Source organism: Aestuariimicrobium kwangyangense DSM 21549 (assembly GCF_000421525.1).
GTDB lineage: Bacteria > Actinomycetota > Actinomycetes > Propionibacteriales > Propionibacteriaceae > Aestuariimicrobium > Aestuariimicrobium kwangyangense.
The window spans coordinates 139,430-153,177 of record NZ_ATXE01000002.1 but is presented as its reverse complement, the minus strand read 5'-3'; the positions used below and the strand labels follow the sequence as shown (position 1 = coordinate 153,177).

The window sequence follows — 13,748 nt, the reverse complement described above, 5'->3', positions numbered from 1 at the left end:
GTCTGCCGCAATCGGCGCGACGAGGGGCGGGGAGGGGGCTCAATGCTCGGTCGGACGAAGGCTGGCGACCGCTTCGAGGTGCTGGGTCATGCCGAACAGGTCGAAGCCCCGGATCCACTCGGGTTTCCAGCCCTGCTCGGCGAAGAGGGCGAGGTCACGGGCGAACGATGCGGGGTCGCAGCCCACGTGCACGATCGCTCGAGCGCCGAGCCCCGCCACGTGCCCGACGACCTTGCGTCCCGCGCCCTGACGGGCGGGGTCGAGCACCACCAGGTCGACGTGGTCGGGCAGCCGTCCGAGTGCTCGGTCGAGGGGGGCCGCGATGAAGCGGGCGTCGGGGACGTTCCGCCTCGCCTGCGCCACCGCGTGCTTGTTGATCTCCACCCCGGTGACCCGGACGCCGCGGTCGCTCAGTGCGCCGGCGAACAGTCCGACACCGCAATAGAGGTCGAGCGCGGTCTCCCCCGCCCGAGGGTCGAGCCCGTCGAGCACCACCTCGGTCAGCAGTTCGGCTGCTCGGGGGTGGACCTGCCAGAAGCCGGCGGGGTGCACCCTGAACCGGTGGCCCAGCACGGTGTGCTCGACCAAGGCCGGTCCGTGGATGACCCGCCCGTCGGAAACGGCCGAGACCCCGGACTCGCCGACCGCCAGGCGCAACTCGTCACCCTCGGCGCGGGCCACGAGGTCGTCCAGCAGGTGACGGTCACGCAGCGCGGGGTCGGCGATCAGGCACCCCTGGGCTGGCAGGTCGACCAGGTGGTGGCTTCGATGGGCCAACAGTCCCAGTCGGGTGCCCGAATGACGCAGGTCGAGTCGGGTGCGCCAACCCAGCAGGTCACCGGCGGACTCGACCGTGCCCGACCACTCGATCCCGGCCAGACGGAGCAGTTGCTCGGCGAGCACGTCGGTCTTCCAGCGCAGTTGCCCGGCCTGGCTGACGTGCTGCAGGTCGCAGCCGCCGCACTCACCGGCCACCGGACAGGGAGGGACCACGCGGTCGTCCGAGGCGACCAGCACCTCGGTGACCTCGCCGCGCCAGAAGGCCTCTCGCGTGTCGTCGGTGATGCGCACCATCACCCGCTCGCCCGGGAGGGCACCGCGGACGAAGACCACTCTCCCCTCATGGCGGGCGACGGCATGGCCACCGTGGGCCACCCGCTCCACCTCGAGGGGTCCCACGACAGCCATCAGTAGGTGGCCCGGTCGTGCTCGACCTCACTGCGCCACGCCAGCGGGTCGTCCTGCGAGAAGCGTTCGCGGGAGGACTTCAACTGGTAGGGCACCGAGGTCACCATCACCCCGCTCATGAAGTGCAGCCGGGTCCTGATCAGCAGCGCTGTCTGGTTGTGCAGCAGTTGCTCCCACCAGTGCCCGACCACGTACTCGGGAATGAAGACGTTCACCACGTCGCGGGGGTTGTCGGAGCGCAATCCGCGGATGTACTCGATGAACGGGCTGGTCAGCTCCCGGTAGGGCGAGGCGAGCACGCGCAGCCGCACACCCAGCTCGGCGGCGTCCCAGTCCTCGATCAACTGCTGGGTCTCGGCGGTGTCGACCGAGACGGTGACGGCGTCGACCGACGACGCACGGGCCGCCTTGGCGAACATCAGGGCGCGCACCGTGGGCTTGTTGAGCTGGTGCACGAAGACCACGTTGCGGATCCTGCTCGGCAGCACCCGGTCGCTGTTCGACTTGATCCGGGTCTCCTCGGTGACCATGTCGTAGTGGTGGCGCACCAGCTTCATCGCCGCGAACACCAGGGCCATCGCGATGATCGCCAGGTACGCCCCGTGGGTGAACTTCGAGACGAGCACGATGACCAGCACGACACCGGTCATGGTCAACCCGATGGCATTGATCACCCGCGAGCGCTGCATGGTGGCCCGGCGGGCCGGATCGGTCTCGGTGCGCAGGTGCCTCGTCCAGTGTTTGAGCATGCCGGTCTGGCTCACCGTGAACGAGACGAACACCCCCACCACGTAGAGCTGGATCAGGGCCGTCACCGAGGCGTTGAACGCCAGCACCAGTCCGGCAGCCGCGCAGGCGAGCAACACGATGCCGTTGGAGTAGGCGAGTCGGTCGCCTCGGCTGTGCAACTGCTTGGGCAGGTAGCTGTCGCGCGCCAGGATCGAGCCGAGCACGGGGAATCCGTTGAAGGCGGTGTTCGCAGCCAGGAACAGGATGATCATCGTGGCGATGATGACGAAGTAGAACGCAGGTCTGAAATCGGAGAAGACGGTGGTGGCCAACTGGCCCACGGCGGTGCTCGCCTGCTCGTGGCGTTGGGTGCCGTCGGGCAGCACGTAGTAGGAGCCGCCGTGCTCGTCGATCAGGCGCACGCCCACCTTGTTCGCGAGAACGATGGTGCCCAGCAGCATCGTGACCGCGACCCCGCCCAGCAGCCCCAGGGTGGTGGCGGCGTTGCGGCTCTTGGGTTCGCGGAACGCCGGCACGCCGTTCGAGATGGCCTCGACACCGGTCAGGGCGGCACAACCGGACGAGAAGGCCCGGGCCAGCAGGGCCACCATGGCGAAGCCGGTCATCGCCGTGTACTGGGGGTTGGTGCCGATCACCTGCCAGTCGGCGGTGGGGGCCCGCAGTTCCTGTCCCAGCACGAAGATCTGGAACAACCCCCACGCGGTCATGCCGAGGATGCCCACCATGAAGCAGTAGGTGGGGATCGCGAAGATGGTGCCGGACTCCTTCACCCCGCGCAGGTTCAACAGCATCAGTACCATGATCATGACCGCGGCGATCGGCCCCTCGTGGCCCTGGATGAAGGGCAGCGCCGCCTCGGCATTCTGGATGCCCGACGAGACCGAGACGGCCACGGTCAGCACGTAGTCGACCATCAGGGCACTCGCCACCGTGAGGCCGGCATTGGGTCCGAGGTTGACCGTGGCCACCTCGTAGTCGCCACCGCCGGAGGGATAGGCGTGCACCGTCTGGCGGTAACTGGTGACCACCACCAGCATCACCACGGCGACGACGATGCCGATCTTCCACGAGAACCCGTATCCCGCCATGCCGGCCAGCGACAGGGTGAGCAGGATCTCGTCGGGGGCGTAGGCCACCGATGACAGGGCGTCGGAGGCGAAGACGGGCAGCGCGATGCGCTTCGGCAGCAGCGTCTCGCCCATCTGGGCGCTGGCCAGCTTGCGTCCCACCAGTAGGCGTTTCAGGGCATCCAGCGCGTTCACGAGCGCTCACAATACGCCCCGCAGGGCGCGCCCGGGCATTCGCCGGATCGGCCTCACGGCCCGGCAGGCGACGGGGTGCCGTTCAGCGTAGGCTGACCCGCGAACGGCCCACCAGGAGTGGGCCGCCGCCGGAGTCGAACGAAGGGACAGCGCGTGCACGTCGTCATCATGGGTTGTGGACGAGTGGGCTCGACCTTGGCCAAGAGCCTCGAGAAGCGCGGGCACACGGTGGCGATGATCGACATCGACGTCGACGCCTTCCGCCGTCTCGGCCCCGACTTCCGTGGCGACACCGTCAAGGGGGTCGGCTTCGACCGCGAGGTGCTCCGGCAGGCCGGCATCGAACACGCCGGCGGGTTCGCTGCCGTCTCGTCGGGTGACAACTCCAACGTCCTGGCCGCCCGCACGGTGCGCGAGGAGTTCGGGGTCGACAACGTCGTGGCCCGTATCTATGACCAGGGCCGCGCCGAGGTCTACGAGCGACTGGGCATCCCCACGGTGGCCACCGTCAGGTGGGCCGCGAACCAGGTGCTGCGTTCCCTGCTGCCCGAGGGGTCGGAGCCCGTGTGGCGCGATCCCGCCGGTGGCGTCCGGTTGGTGCAGATGCACCACCACGAGGACTGGGTGGGCAAGCGGGTGTGGCAGATCCAGGAGGCGGTGCGCACCCCGCTGCCCATCGTCATGCGATTCGGCAAGGGCATGATCCCCGCCGAGGACACGGTGCTGCAGGATGGCGACCTGTTGTACGTCGCCGTTGCCTCCGACCGCCTCGACGAGGTCGAATCGGCCCTGGCCAACCCGCCGGTCAAGCACTGAGCGTCGACCACCACCCCACCACCAGTTTCTGGAAGAAGGACAGACATGCGTGTCGCCATCGTCGGAGCCGGCAACGTCGGGCGATCGATCGCCCGCGAACTGCTGGCCAACGGCCACTCCGTGCTGCTGATCGACCGTGACCCCAGGGCCATCAAGACCGAGTCGGTGCCGGACGCGGAGTGGCTGCTGGCCGATGCGTGCGAGCTCGACACCCTCGAGGAGGCCAGGCTCGACAGTTGCGACGTCTCGATCGCAGCCACCGGCGACGACAAGGCCAACCTGGTGCACTCGCTGCTCGCCAAGACGGAGTTCGCCGTCCCGCGCACGGTCGCTCGCGTCAACCACCCGGGCAATGAGTGGATGTTCGACGAGGTGTGGGGGGTGGACGTTGCCGTCTCCACCCCGCGGTTGATGTCGGCACTGGTCGAGGAGGCCGTCAGTGTCGGCGACCTGGTGCGGCTGCTGACCTTCAAGCAGGGATCGGCCAACCTGGTCGAACTGACCCTTCCCTCGTCGTCACCGGTGGTCGGCACCCAACTGCGCGACATCGTGTTGCCCGGGGACGCCGTGCTGGTCGCACTCATCCGCGACGGGATCGCGACCGCTCCCGAACGTGACGGTGCCCTGGAGGGCGGGGACGAGTTGCTCTTCGTGGTGTCGCCGGAGTTCGAGACCACCCTGCGCGACGTGCTGGCCCCCCGCGAGAAGGTCGAGGGCGACAAGCGGGCCTTGGGCTGAGCCCTCGTGTCAGCCGACGATCCGGTACTCGGGGTTGAAGATGACCTTGCGTCCGTGGTCGTTGGCGAGCCGTCCCTGCACTCGCAGACGGCGCCCGCTCTCGATGCCGGGGATGTGGTCACGTCCCATCCAGACGAGGGTGACCTTGCCGGTGCCGTCGGTCAGTTCGGCCTCGAGCCAGCGCCGGTCACCGCGAGGTTCGATGGTCAGGCAGTTGACCATGCCCTGCAGGTTGACCCGGTCGCGCACGTGGCAGTCGGTGACCTGCGTGCAACCCGACCTCTTCGCCTCCTGTGCCAGCACCTGGTCGGCGGCCTCGGCGTCCGACTGGAACAGACGCCGCATGGCCTGCCGGAACCCTCCGCGTCGCTCGCCCATCGCCGTCAGCCCTCCACGGGAACCATGGACTCGGGCAGTGACATGGGAATGAGGTCACCGGGCACCTTGGGGTCGGTGCCCCGGCGTACCACCGTGTTGCGGAAGACCTCGAGGAGCAATTCGGCGTCGGGGCTGGAGAAGTCGTCGGCCAGGGCCGCCTGGCCCATCAGCGTTCCGCGCAGCAGCCACCGTGGGCCCTGGGCGTACCAAGTGCGGGACACATGCATGAGTTGCTCACCCTGCTCGTTCTGCACGGGCACCGTGCGACGCACGTCCGGCCCGTAGGGGCCCTCCTGCACCTGTGTCTCGCCCCCTTGCTGGGGGGTGGCGTTGACCACCTCCGCCACCACCTCGTCGACCATCGAGGTCGTCAGAGGGGCCGCGAACAGGGCCAGCTCCAGAGCGGACTGGCCCGCCATGATGAGCGCGCTCTGCACCTCATTGGTGGTCTGGTCGGCCTGCAGTTGCATCTGCATGTCCTCGAACGGGGTGATGATCAGGGTGCCGAAGTCGAGCCGGTCGACCTCGTCGGCGTCCAGGTCGACCTCCTCGATGTCGAAGGGGCCGTCGGCCCGCAGGGACGAATCGACCGGCCGCCCCCGGTCGTCATCATCGTCGTCTTCTTCGAGGTCGTCATCCTCGTCGTCGTCTTCCTCGAGGTCGTCATCGTCGTCGAGGTCATCGTCGTCGAGGTCATCGTCATCGTCGAGCTCATCGTCATCGGGGGTGTCGGGGTCGTCGAGGCGGACGCGGTCACCCTCGTCGTCCAGGAGCTCATCGGCATGCGCCTGCGGGTCGACCCCGTGCTGCACCTCATCGGCGCCCTCGTCAACCTTCTTCTTGCGTCCGAAGATCATCGCGCATCCTTCCATCGGCACGTGGTCAGCCCGCACGAGCGTGCGGGCACACAGCACAAGTCTAGACACCCCCGCACGGCTTGGGTCAGCCGGTGAATCCGCCCGTCGAGCCGAACCCGCCGCTCCCCCGGTCGCTGGGGGGCAGCACGTCGACCTCCACGAGGTCGGCCAGCCCGACCCTCTGGAAGACGATCTGCCCGGCCCGGTCGCCCCGCGCCAACTCGATGGCTCGGTGGGGGTCGGTGTTCAGCAGGCACAGCTGCACCTCGCCGCGGTAGCCGGCATCGATGGTCCCGGGTGTGTTGACCATGGTCAGGCCCTGACGAGCAGCGAGACCCGACCGGGGGTGGATCAGACCGACCCACCCCTCGGGGATGGCCAGAGCAACACCCGTGGGCACCAGCACGCGTTCCCCGGGCGCAATCGTGACATCCACAGCCGTGACCAGGTCCATCCCGGCATCCCCGGGCCGTGCGTAGCCCGGGGTCGGCAACTCCGGGTCCAGCTTCTGGATGAGAACCACCGGGCGCTCGACCTCAGTCATCGCTGCCACCACCCGTCGGACCCTGCTCGTTGACCGCCCGGGCCAGTTCGTCGGGTCGACGGCTGGCCACCAGCCAGGTGCGGTGCCGGTCGGCCGGGTCGTGCAACTGGATCCGCACCGATCGCGACAGCCAGGGACGAAGGTGCAGCCACTCGTCGGGACGCCCCGACCGGAGAGCTGACTTCGTCTGGGTGGCTGTCAGCGCGGAGGCCGTGCCGAGCCAGGTCGTGTCGACCCAGGCACCGCCCACCTGCAGGCGGCCCCCGTCCACCCGGATCACCGTCCGACCCCAGGCGTACAGTCCGCCCACGGTGAGCACCATCACCACGACCAGGCAGCCGAGTCCCCAGGTGGTGCCCAGGAAGGCCCAGACGGCCACCACGAGTGAGCACGCCAGCAGGAGCAGTCCGGCGGACCAGGACAGCGGGACCCATTGTCTCTCCCGGTAGGTGACGGGCGGGTGCCCCTTCGACGGGGTGGTGGGTTGGATCACGGCCCCCACGCTAGTCGCCGCGATCAGCGCTCGCACCAGACCCTCGCCCCTAGGATGGTGCCCATGAAACTCACCGACAAGGTTCTGCTCAAGGTCTACGCGGCCGTCCTCGCTTCGGTGTCGACCGTGGCCACCCAGAAGCTGCTCGCCGCCGGCTGGGAGTTCGTGACGGGCGAGAAGCCACCGGAGCCGGGTGACCCCGAGGTCTCGGGCGCCGCCGCGTTCACCTGGGTGCTGGCCAGCGCAGTCGGTTACGGGGTCAGCCAACTCGCGGTGCAGCGGGCCACGGCGCGGATGACCGTCAAGCGCGGCGGTCTTCGCCGCTCCCACCCGTTGCAGATCAAGATCTGAGGACGACGAGGGGCCCGACACCGAAGGTGTCGGGCCCCTCACGTTCGTCCCCGGAATCGCTCGGGGCGCGGGTCGCGCTCAGACGCAGTCGACGCAGATCGGACCCTTCTTGGTCTCCTCGGCCAGTTGGCTGCGCTGCTTGACCAGGTAACAGCTCACGCAGGTGAACTCGTTGGCCTGCCGGGGCAGCACGCGAACCGTGAGTTCCTCGTGCGAGAGGTCGGCCCCGGGGAGTTCGAAGGCTTCGGCAGCCTCGACCTCGTCCTCGTCGACCTTGCCTGAGTTCTTGTCGTTGCGGCGAGTCTTGAGCTCCTCGAGGGAGTCCTCATTCATTTCCTCGTCGGTCTTGCGTGGGGCGTCGTAGTCAGTCGCCATCGGTGTCCTCTCCCGGTCACGTCCATGCCTGCGGCCCCGCTCCGGGCGGGGTGTCGCGGCATTCCTATCACAGCTGTCAAGGCGGCCGCGACCGGGGTTGTTCCCATCGGCCGTCCGCCGAGGGCTGAGCGGTGCCTTCGCTCAACCCCTGCGTCAGTGCACGGCCTCGCGATCGGGCTCCCGGAGGTTGCTGCAGCACCCCAGCCCACCGCAGCCCGGGGGCGTCTCGGTGGGGTCCCGGCGCGCCGCCGCCGCTTCGATCCGGTCGACCAGAGTGCGGACGAACGCGGGGTCGACTCCGGCGGTCGCCGAGCGAGCCATGCTCAGGCCGAGCCTGTCGCAGGTCTGTCGGGCCTCGCTGTCGAGGTCGTAGATCACCTCCATGTGGTCGGAGGTGAATCCGATGGGAGCCAGCACCACGGAGCGCACTCCTCGTTCCGCCAGCGCCTCGAGGTGGTCGTTCACATCGGGTTCGAGCCACGGCTGGCTCGGCGGGCCCGAGCGCGAGCAGAAGGCCAGGTCGAAGTCCTCGACCCCCAGCAGGGCGCAGACCCGCTCGGCGACCCGCTGGTGCCAGGCCACGTAGGTGCCGGGCTGACCCGCCGGCCCGGAGGCATCGTCCATGGCGGTGGGGATGGAGTGGGTGACGAAGACGACCCTGGCACCCGGCTCGACGCTCGCCAGGGCCGCGGCCACCGCGTTGGCGTTGGCCTGGACGAAGCCCTCGTCCAGCGCGTAGTTGCCGACCCGCAGGAACTCGAAGCCCTCACCCTCGCCGTCGTCGAGGTCGGCGGCCGCCTCGGCCAGCGCCTCGCGGTAGCTGCGGCACCCCGAGTAGCTGGGGTAGGCAGCCGTGGTGAGGACGACCAGTCGGCGTCGTCCCTCCTGCTTGGCCGCGCGAAGGGTGTCGGGCAGCAGAGGGTGCCAGTGGCGGTTGCCCCACAGCAGGGGCCAGTGGTGTCCGCGGGCCGCGAACTCCGTCTCGATGGCTGACAACAGCTCACGGTTCTGGTCGTTGATCGGGCTGCGGCCGCCGAACAGGAAGTAGTGCTCACCCACCTGGCGGAGCCGCTCCTCGGGGATGTTGGCACCCCGGGTCACGCTCCTCAGGAAGGGCACGACGTCATCAGGCTGCTCGGGTCCCCCGAAGCTCACCAGCAGTACCCCGTCGATGGGGCGATCGGGCTCGTTCGCAGGTGCGGTGTCCATGCGCAGCATCGTCGCACAACGCGCCAACTCGGTCATCGGCGGAGGTGGACCGGGCGCCCCTGGATTCCTGCGGCCGGGGTCGCCGGGAGCGAGGGCGCCAAGCATCAAGTGCTGGTTCAGCGGCACGAGGCGCGGCGCAGTGGCCTCGCGGTAGTGTCGGGCGGAAGAATGGTGAGGACGATCATGTCTGCGAACGAGCCAGGACACCCTTGTCACATTCCCGCCCGTAACCAGGACGCATTGGAGATCCCCATGGAGAGCGCGCTCAGTCCCCGCGACATCCAGGCACGCATCCGGGCGGGCGAGAGCCTCGAGCAGGTCGCCCAGGCAGCCGGCGTTCCGATGGAGAGGGTCGAGGTCTTCGCGGCTCCGGTGTTGGCCGAGCGGGAGCACGTCGCAGGGGCTGCCCAGGCCGCTCCTGCCCGCAGAACGGGCGAGTCGTCGACCACCCGCTCCCTGCGCTCGGTGGTCACCGAGAGGCTGCAGCATCGGGGCATCGACATCGATGACGTCAGCTGGGACGCCTGGCGGGAGCCCGACCGTAGTTGGACGCTGGTGGCCCGTTACCACTCCGGCAGCGCCGAGCACGAGGGCCGCTTCCGATTCGACCAGCGGGCCCGGTTCAGCGTCGCCCGCAACGACGAGGCCCGTTGGCTGATCGGGGACGTCTCGCCCCTGCACGGGCCCCAGCCGGGGCGGCACACCGGGCGACACGGTGACCCCGACCAGGAGCCCACGGTCGACCTGAACGACGAACTTGCCCTGGTGCGTGCCGTGCAACCGGGTGGTCGGACTGCCAACCCTGCCCCGACCCCCGCGGCCCCGACCTCCGGTACACAGGTCGAGCCGGCAGTGTCGAACCCCGAGCCCGATGACTACGCCGAGGCCGACCTGCAGGAGGTCGACGGTGTCTACGACATCGTCCCGCAGCAGTCCGAACTCGACGTCCTCTACGAGATGCTCTCGTCGTTCAACGAGGACTCGGTGAACATCTACGCCGGTCTCACCCAGCCGGTGGTCGACGAACTGCTCGAGGGCGACCAGCCCCCGACCTCGTCCGACGTGGACGAGGCCCGCGCCGAGGAGGTCGAGGAGGCGGAGGTCGAGCACGAAGCCCAGTCGCACCAGTCAACCCAGTCGCACCAGTCAACCCAGTCCCATCGGGGAGACCAGTCACCGGGGACCGGCCCGAGTCTTCCCCCCGGGCAGCCGGAGGGCCTCGAGCAGGATCCACTGATCGCCCCGCACCTGATCCACGGCTCCCAAGCCGAGACGGAGTCCCCACAGGGCCCCGCCGAAACCGAGCCGGACGGGACCGAAGCGGCAGAGACCGAAGCGGAGTCCATCCCGGCCGAGTCGAAGGAGCCGACCCAGCCAGCACCCCGCAAGCGCACCCCGCGCAGGAAGTCGGGCCGGGCGCAGGTCCCGAGTTGGGACGAGATCATGTTCGGCGGGCCCAAGGACTCCTGACCGGCCGACCGGTCAGCACGGGCGCCGATCAGGCGTCCGGGTTCGGACCCGTCGCAACCGGCCGTGTGGGATCGGAGATCCAGTCCGACCAGGAACCGGGATAGATCGACAGCCCGGTCAGCCCGGCGGACTCCGCGGCCAGCAGCGCCAGGCTGGCGGTGACGCCCGATCCGCAGCTGAACGCGTCACCGGGGCCCAGCCCGGCGAAGTAGGCTCGGATCTGGTCGGGGGACGCGAAACCGTCGGCGGTGGCAACCTCGGTCACTGGTTTCGAGACCGATCCCGGGATGTGTCCCGCCACCGGGTCGATGGCCTCGTTCTCGCCCCGGTAGCGATCAGCGGCCCTGACGTCGACCACGGATCGTCCGGCTGCGATGGCGGCGGTCACGCCTTCGGCATCGAGTTGGGGCAGCTGGCCACTGCGCAGGACCACGTCGCCGAGGTGTGGCTGGGGCACACGATCCGTCACCTCGCCACCCGCTGCGATCCAGGCGCGCAGCCCGCCGTCGAGCACCCGCACGTCCGCCTGGCCGGCATCGCGCAGCAGCCACCACAGGCGCGCGGCCGCCAGTGACGAGCCCTGGTCGTAGACCACGACCTGACTGTCCTCGTTGACCCCGGCACGGCGCATGGCCTGCTGCAGGCCGACGGTGTCGGGCAGAGGGTGGCGACCCCCACGTCGGTCGGGTCGGAGGTCACCGGTGAGGTCGCTCTCCAGGTCGACGAACACTGCTCCCGGCAGGTGTGACTGCTGGTACTCGGAGCGGCCCCGCGTGGGGTCGGGTAGGTACCACCGCACATCGAGCAGCACCAGATCGGTGTCGCTCGGGTCGTCGGCGAGCAGCGCTCGCAGGTGCTCGGCACGGATCAGTGGGCTCATACGTCCTCCTCGAAGGGCAGCACGTCGGGACTGAGGGTGGCCATGGCGACGTGTTTCGACATCTTCAGACGGTGGTGCTTGCGACACAGCACCTCGTACTGCACCACGTGTGCGGGTTGCGTGCCAGCGGTGTCACCGACCACCACCTGCGACCCCTCCGTGACCATCACCCCGTCCAGGGTGCGGGCGTTGTGCGTGGCGCGGGCGCCACACCAACACAACGGACGAACCTGCAGGGTCTCCATCCGGTCGGCCAGTTCGACCAACCGCCGTGACCCGGGGAACAGTTCGGTGCGGAAGTCTGCGAGGATGCCGAAGCACAACACATCGATGTCGAGTTCATCGCAGACCCTGGCCAACTGGTCGATCTGGTCAGGCGAGTAGAACTGCGCCTCATCGCAGATCACGTAGTCGATCCTGCGACCTGCGGTGAGCCCCGAGACCACGTGGTCGAAGAAGTCGAACTGCTCGCCCACCTCGGTGGCAGCACTCGACAGGCCGATCCGTGAGGTGATCACGGCGTGGCCCGACCGGTCGTGGCAGGTGAACAACTCACCTTGTCGATCGTGGGCCGACTGGGTGTAGTCCATCTGCAGTGCCAAGGTCGACTTGCCGCAGTCCATGGGTCCGGTGAAGAAGACGAGTTCAGCCACGGGCCGCTGCCCCGTTCGACGTGGCGGGATGGTCAACCAGGAGCGGCACCACCATCTCGTCACCGGTCAACGAACCGTGCATGCCGACCAGGGTGAACTCGCCGGGAAGCGTCGTGCTCATCACGGCCCACCGATCCCGGGCGGCGACCAGCACGTCACCGATCCGGTCGACCACGGTGTCGTCCACCGCCCCGAACCACCCTTCCGCGATGGCCTCCTCACGGGTTCGCACCCAGGCCCGTTCACCGAGCACGGACGACCAGCGCCTCGCCACCGCCTCGGGTTCGTCGGTGTAGAGCTGACGGAGTCTGGCCTCACCGGCCAGATCGTCGACCCCTCGTTGCAGTTCGGGCTCCTCCTCGAAGCACAGGCGGTTCTCGAAGGGCACGTCGACCATGCCGTGGTCGCCGGTGACGACCAGACAGGTGTCATCGTCGAGTCGGGCGCGCAGGTCGGCGAGCCACGCGTCGGTGCTCTCCAGCGCGATCAACCAGGCCTCGCTCCCGACTCCCTGACCGTGACCGGTGTGGTCGACCGATCGGTCATAGACGTAGACCAGGCTGCGGTCGCTGGAGCGACTGGCAGAGACCGTGCGCTGGGTGCGCGACTCCAGGTCGTCCTCGTGACGGATGCCGATGAACTCGCCCCCACGCAGACCCGATTCGGTCAGTCCGGAGCCCTGGTGACGGGCTGGCATCACCCGAGCCACTGCCACTCCCTCGTCGTGCAGACGCTCGAGGACTGTGGGGTGCGGCTGCAGGTGGTGGGGGTCGACGTCGGAGTCCCAGGTGAGCGCGTTCATCACGGGACGGCCCACCTCGGGGCGAAACATGTACCCCACGATGCCGTGGGCGCCCGGCACGAGTCCCGAACCCAGCGAGGTCAGCGAGGTGGCGGTGGTCGAAGGGGCCCCGACAGTCACCGGGCGAGCCTGTGCGAACCGCTTGCCCAGCCAACGGGCATGGCCCAGGGCCGAACGGGTGATCGACCAGCCCAGCCCGTCGACGAGGGCGACGACGTAGCGCTTCGCCGGGGGTAGCCCCAGCACGTCGGCCTGGCCCGTCACTCCCATGGCGGCGGCCACCGAGGGCAGGACATCGGTCAGCGAGGCGCGCCCGTAGGCGGGCAGGACCAACTGGCCCGCCGCGGCTTCAGCCAACAGGTCGCGGTGTTGTGCAGCAGCGGTCATCGACCGACGGCCCGCTGCAGTCGGGTACCGAACTCGACGAGTTCGGCGACCTTCTCGACCCCGTCGGCGGTCGGACTCATCCGCACCGTGATGTCGTCGTTGACGAGCGTTCCGCTGAACCCGTGGTCGGCATCGCACTCGGGGTCGGCGCATCCCGCCGGCTCGAGGTCGACGCGCCGCATCGTTCCCCAACCCAGGGTCAACCAGGTCTCGACGACGGAGCGATGCGCCTCCTCGGCGACCTTGAAGCGACTGGGATTCTGGATCACCCGCGTGAGCGACACCGCCGACACCTGCCGCAGCGGGATCACCTCGGTCGACGTGATGGCCGTCGCCCCCTGGTCAGGACGATCGCTCTGCTCGTCGGTGTGCCCCACGATCAGTCGCGCCTCGGTGAGCACCAGCACGGTGAGGTGACGGAGCACCTCCTCGGAGGTGAAGGTGGCCTCGTGGTGGACGAGATGGGCCAGCACCGCATCGTCACCGATCGCTCGCGCAACGGCGTCCGACACCACCTCGGGGTAGTAGCCGGCGTCGAAGATCTGTGCCCGCAGTGCCGGGGTCAACGCGTTCGCTGCAGAATCCACCCGCCCAT

16 protein-coding genes are annotated in these 13,748 nt (G+C 69.0%); 4 read left to right on the top strand and 12 right to left on the bottom strand.

The window, feature by feature from the left end; translation table 11 throughout:
- Positions 1 to 39 precede the first annotated feature (39 nt).
- Complete coding sequence (locus tag H507_RS0107245) at positions 40 to 1,188, bottom strand: class I SAM-dependent RNA methyltransferase (RefSeq protein WP_022910059.1); 1,149 nt, start codon at positions 1,186 to 1,188, stop codon at positions 40 to 42.
- Positions 1,188 to 3,200: an APC family permease gene (locus tag H507_RS0107240; protein WP_022910058.1), complete on the bottom strand. Its 2,013-nt coding sequence runs from the start codon at positions 3,198 to 3,200 to the stop codon at positions 1,188 to 1,190. Before H507_RS0107240 ends, H507_RS0107245 begins: the two co-directional genes overlap by 1 nt.
- 168 nt (positions 3,201 to 3,368) lie before the next feature.
- Here H507_RS0107240 and H507_RS0107235 point away from each other — a divergent pair, with 168 nt between their 5' ends.
- Both H507_RS0107235 and H507_RS0107230 read left to right on the top strand, forming a co-directional pair.
- Positions 3,369 to 4,016, top strand: a complete 648-nt coding sequence (locus H507_RS0107235; protein WP_211217331.1) for a potassium channel family protein — start codon at positions 3,369 to 3,371, stop codon at positions 4,014 to 4,016.
- 45 nt (positions 4,017 to 4,061) lie between these two features.
- Entirely contained in the window at positions 4,062 to 4,754 is a 693-nt protein-coding gene (locus H507_RS0107230; protein WP_022910056.1) for a potassium channel family protein, read from the top strand.
- A 9-nt stretch (positions 4,755 to 4,763) separates the two neighbouring features.
- Here H507_RS0107230 and H507_RS0107225 read toward each other — a convergent pair whose 3' ends face one another.
- The 4 genes from H507_RS0107225 to H507_RS17670 form a co-directional block, all read right to left on the bottom strand.
- Positions 4,764 to 5,132 (bottom strand): OB-fold nucleic acid binding domain-containing protein, encoded by a 369-nt coding sequence (locus H507_RS0107225; protein ID WP_022910055.1) that lies wholly within the window; start codon positions 5,130 to 5,132, stop codon positions 4,764 to 4,766.
- A 5-nt stretch (positions 5,133 to 5,137) separates the two neighbouring features.
- Positions 5,138 to 5,989, bottom strand: a complete 852-nt coding sequence (locus H507_RS0107220; RefSeq protein ID WP_022910054.1) for a DUF3710 domain-containing protein — start codon at positions 5,987 to 5,989, stop codon at positions 5,138 to 5,140.
- Between the two features lie 85 nt (positions 5,990 to 6,074).
- Complete coding sequence (gene dut, locus H507_RS0107215) at positions 6,075 to 6,533, bottom strand: dUTP diphosphatase (protein WP_022910053.1); 459 nt, start codon at positions 6,531 to 6,533, stop codon at positions 6,075 to 6,077.
- The gene (locus H507_RS17670; RefSeq protein ID WP_022910052.1) at positions 6,526 to 7,026 is read right to left on the bottom strand and encodes a DUF3093 domain-containing protein; all 501 of its coding nucleotides are present in this window, start codon (positions 7,024 to 7,026) and stop codon (positions 6,526 to 6,528) included. Before H507_RS17670 ends, dut begins: the two co-directional genes overlap by 8 nt.
- A gap of 63 nt (positions 7,027 to 7,089) precedes the next feature.
- On the opposite strand from H507_RS17670, the gene H507_RS17820 reads away from it, so the two are divergent.
- Positions 7,090 to 7,377, top strand: a complete 288-nt coding sequence (locus H507_RS17820) for a DUF4235 domain-containing protein (RefSeq protein ID WP_051139714.1) — start codon at positions 7,090 to 7,092, stop codon at positions 7,375 to 7,377.
- A 78-nt stretch (positions 7,378 to 7,455) separates the two neighbouring features.
- Here the strand turns inward: H507_RS17820 and H507_RS0107200 are convergent, their stop codons facing one another.
- Entirely contained in the window at positions 7,456 to 7,752 is a 297-nt protein-coding gene (locus H507_RS0107200; RefSeq protein ID WP_022910051.1) for a DUF4193 domain-containing protein, read from the bottom strand.
- 153 nt (positions 7,753 to 7,905) lie between these two features.
- Positions 7,906 to 8,961 (bottom strand): ferrochelatase, encoded by a 1,056-nt coding sequence (locus tag H507_RS15375; protein WP_169512693.1) that lies wholly within the window; start codon positions 8,959 to 8,961, stop codon positions 7,906 to 7,908.
- Positions 8,962 to 9,129: 168 nt separating this feature from the next.
- Between H507_RS15375 and sepH the strand changes: the two genes are divergently transcribed.
- Positions 9,130 to 10,431: a septation protein SepH gene (gene sepH, locus H507_RS17270; RefSeq protein WP_084707706.1), complete on the top strand. Its 1,302-nt coding sequence runs from the start codon at positions 9,130 to 9,132 to the stop codon at positions 10,429 to 10,431.
- Between the two features lie 28 nt (positions 10,432 to 10,459).
- Here the strand turns inward: sepH and H507_RS0107185 are convergent, their stop codons facing one another.
- From H507_RS0107185 to H507_RS0107170, 4 genes are read right to left on the bottom strand one after another with little or no spacing between them, the layout of a single operon-like run.
- Positions 10,460 to 11,311: a sulfurtransferase gene (locus H507_RS0107185; RefSeq protein WP_022910048.1), complete on the bottom strand. Its 852-nt coding sequence runs from the start codon at positions 11,309 to 11,311 to the stop codon at positions 10,460 to 10,462.
- The gene (locus H507_RS0107180) at positions 11,308 to 11,964 is read right to left on the bottom strand and encodes a thymidine kinase (protein ID WP_022910047.1); all 657 of its coding nucleotides are present in this window, start codon (positions 11,962 to 11,964) and stop codon (positions 11,308 to 11,310) included. The genes H507_RS0107185 and H507_RS0107180 overlap by 4 nt, the downstream gene beginning before the upstream one ends.
- Positions 11,957 to 13,153: an alkaline phosphatase family protein gene (locus H507_RS15365; RefSeq protein WP_022910046.1), complete on the bottom strand. Its 1,197-nt coding sequence runs from the start codon at positions 13,151 to 13,153 to the stop codon at positions 11,957 to 11,959. The genes H507_RS0107180 and H507_RS15365 overlap by 8 nt, the downstream gene beginning before the upstream one ends.
- Complete coding sequence (locus H507_RS0107170; protein ID WP_022910045.1) at positions 13,150 to 13,740, bottom strand: DUF5998 family protein; 591 nt, start codon at positions 13,738 to 13,740, stop codon at positions 13,150 to 13,152. Before H507_RS0107170 ends, H507_RS15365 begins: the two co-directional genes overlap by 4 nt.
- Positions 13,741 to 13,748 lie beyond the last annotated feature (8 nt).

What these genes read in the sequence shown, in the direction of transcription:
- H507_RS15365 (WP_022910046.1), bottom strand. Translation starts at nt 13,153, where the DNA reads ATGACCGCTGCTGCACAACACCGCGACCTGTTGGCTGAAGCCGCGGCG.
- sepH (WP_084707706.1), top strand. Translation starts at nt 9,130, where the DNA reads ATGGTGAGGACGATCATGTCTGCGAACGAGCCAGGACACCCTTGTCAC.
- H507_RS17820 (WP_051139714.1), top strand. Translation starts at nt 7,090, where the DNA reads ATGAAACTCACCGACAAGGTTCTGCTCAAGGTCTACGCGGCCGTCCTC.
- H507_RS0107230 (WP_022910056.1), top strand. Translation starts at nt 4,062, where the DNA reads ATGCGTGTCGCCATCGTCGGAGCCGGCAACGTCGGGCGATCGATCGCC.
- H507_RS0107225 (WP_022910055.1), bottom strand. Translation starts at nt 5,132, where the DNA reads ATGGGCGAGCGACGCGGAGGGTTCCGGCAGGCCATGCGGCGTCTGTTC.
- dut (WP_022910053.1), bottom strand. Translation starts at nt 6,533, where the DNA reads ATGACTGAGGTCGAGCGCCCGGTGGTTCTCATCCAGAAGCTGGACCCG.
- H507_RS0107185 (WP_022910048.1), bottom strand. Translation starts at nt 11,311, where the DNA reads ATGAGCCCACTGATCCGTGCCGAGCACCTGCGAGCGCTGCTCGCCGAC.
- H507_RS15375 (WP_169512693.1), bottom strand. Translation starts at nt 8,961, where the DNA reads ATGGACACCGCACCTGCGAACGAGCCCGATCGCCCCATCGACGGGGTA.
- H507_RS0107220 (WP_022910054.1), bottom strand. Translation starts at nt 5,989, where the DNA reads ATGATCTTCGGACGCAAGAAGAAGGTTGACGAGGGCGCCGATGAGGTG.
- H507_RS0107245 (WP_022910059.1), bottom strand. Translation starts at nt 1,188, where the DNA reads ATGGCTGTCGTGGGACCCCTCGAGGTGGAGCGGGTGGCCCACGGTGGC.
- H507_RS0107200 (WP_022910051.1), bottom strand. Translation starts at nt 7,752, where the DNA reads ATGGCGACTGACTACGACGCCCCACGCAAGACCGACGAGGAAATGAAT.
- H507_RS0107235 (WP_211217331.1), top strand. Translation starts at nt 3,369, where the DNA reads ATGGGTTGTGGACGAGTGGGCTCGACCTTGGCCAAGAGCCTCGAGAAG.